This window comes from Pseudanabaena sp. 'Roaring Creek', from assembly GCF_001402795.1.
Classification (GTDB): Bacteria; Cyanobacteriota; Cyanobacteriia; order Pseudanabaenales; family Pseudanabaenaceae; genus Pseudanabaena.
In genome coordinates, this window is record NZ_LIRE01000409.1 from 1 (window position 1) to 2,453 (window position 2,453).

Below are 2,453 nucleotides of genomic sequence, written 5' to 3' on the forward strand. Positions count from 1 at the left end.
CCACTCTCTATTGGGTTTAGTGAATATAGCTATAACTTCATTGATAAACTAATCCGTTTTAGAGATTCGTTTACTTCTAAGACGCGCACTTTGACCACCTGACCAACTTTGACGATTTGCTTGGGATCGCTGACGAAGCGATCGGCTAACTGCGAGATATGTACTAATCCATCTTGATGGACTCCAATATCAACAAATGCCCCGAAATTCGCTACATTGGTGATGATTCCTTCAAGTTCCATGCCGACTTCCAGATCGGTGATTTTCTGTACGGCTTCGTGGAAGTTAACGGACTTGAACTTATCGCGAGGATCTCGTCCTGGTTTTTCTAGTTCCCGCAAGATATCGCGCAGGGTTGGTTCGCCGATCGCTTCCGTGACGTATTTTTTGAGATCGACTGTTTTTAGCTTGTCTGAGGCTTGGGCGATTGCCGATAGCGGTACTTTAAGATCGCTCGCGATCGCTTCGACAATGCGGTAACTTTCGGGATGGACGGCAGTATTGTCTAAGGGACGATCGCCATCGCGAATGCGTAAAAATCCTGCTGCCTGTTCAAAAGCTTTTGCGCCTAATTTGGGAACTTTCAATAAATCGCGGCGATCGCGAAAAGCCCCATGCTGATTGCGGTAGGCGATGATGTTATTGGCGACCGTGGCACTCAGTCCTGAGACAAAGGTCAAGAGTTCTTTGGAAGCTGTATTCAGGTCTACCCCGACAAAATTAACGCAACTCTCAACGGTTTCATCGAGTTTCTTTTTGAGTAACTTCTGATCGACATCATGCTGATATTGTCCGACCCCAATGGATTTGGGATCGATTTTGACCAATTCGGCAAGGGGATCCTGTAGTCTTCTGCCGATACTGATCGCGCCGCGTACGGTTAAGTCGAGATCGGGAAATTCGGCGATCGCGACGGTACTGGCGGAATAGATCGAAGCCCCCGACTCGTTGACCATTACTTTGATTGGCGGATTTTTCATTCCTTGCATTGATTCTATGACGAAGCTTTCAGTTTCTCTTCCCGCTGTTCCATTGCCGATCGCAATTAGCTGAATTTGATACTTCTCGATGAGGTTTCTGAAGATACGGGCAGCTTGTTCCCTTTGAGCGGGAGCTTGATGGGGAAAGAGCGTTTGGTATTCGAGAAACTTGCCTGTTTCGCTGATTACGGCAGTTTTGCAACCAGTACGGAATCCAGGATCGATGGCAAGGGTGGGCTTCATTCCTGCGGGAGCCGCGAGGAGTAAATCGCGTAAATTGGCTTCAAAGGTTTTAATGGATTCTCCATCTGCCCATGCTTTTTTCTCCGCCATGACCGCAGCGATCGCCGATGTTTTTATCAAGCGGTTAAAGGCATCCTTAAGCATATCTTGATAAAACTGCCGCAGGGTCGGGGTTTTGGTTTTAATTTGCTGGGACTCTAAATAAGCAAGGAAGCGATCTTCGTCAAAATTGAGGGTGAGGGTGAGGATTTCTTCCGTCTCGCCGCGTAGGAGTGCGAGGAAATTGTGGGGGGCGATCGTTTTGACTTTTGCTTGATAGTCTCGATACATCTCAAACTTGGTAGTGCCGATGGGGTGAGAGCCCTTAATCTGTGAGATAAATATTCCCGACTGCATTAATTGGTCGCGAATATAGGCGCGATATTCGGCATTTTCCGCAACTTCTTCGGCAAGAATATCCGATGCGCCTTTGAGTGCTTCTTCAACGGATTTCACCTGCTCGGATATATACTTGGCAGCTTCTTGTGTTATCGAGTTGTTGATATTGGAGCGATTGAAGGTTTTAATTGCTTCAGCAAGGGGTTCTAAGCCCTTTTCCCTAGCGATCGCCGCTCTCGTTCTCCGTTTGGGGCGATAGGGTAGATAGAGATCCTCTAGCTCGGTTTTTTGGAGGCAGGCTTCGATTTTGGCTTTGAGGTCATCGGTTAGTTTCCCTTGGTCGGCGATCGCTTGGAGAATGATGGCTTGGCGATCGCGCAGTTCGGTGAGATAGGCATAACGATCTTGGAGATCCCGTAACTGGATCTCGTTCATTTCGCCAGTACGTTCTTTGCGATAGCGAGCGACAAAGGGAATTGTGGCACCTTCGGCAAATAGTTCTAGGGCATTGGCGATCTGTTCGGGACGAAGAGAAAGTTCTTTGGCTATGAGTTGTTCGATGTTTGGCATTCGTATCAATGTGCAGAGTGCATTCTGCAATTTTAAGCGATCGTTCTTGATGGGGAAAAGTAACCCAAAGTTTAGATTTACTCTAGATTAATTTTCTCCAGATTTAGTTAGTGTTAAATGTGTAAGAATGGGCAGCGCAAAGCGCTGCCCATTCTTATTGCGCTTAAACCTAAACCAAGAAAATTTTAAAAGGATTGCTTTGCAACCCTTTCAAAATTTTCTTATGGCTTATTTGATCGATAATTGCTTAGCTACTTACAATTCATGAGCTGTATTTTTAAA

General features: G+C 46.3%; 1 protein-coding gene. It reads right to left on the reverse strand.

Annotated elements, in window-relative coordinates:
- Positions 1 to 29: 29 nt before the first annotated feature.
- Positions 30 to 2,171, reverse strand: coding sequence for a Tex family protein (locus AC805_RS13645; protein ID WP_055075934.1), 2,142 nt, complete (start codon positions 2,169 to 2,171; stop codon positions 30 to 32).
- Between the last annotated feature and the right edge of the window lie 282 nt (positions 2,172 to 2,453).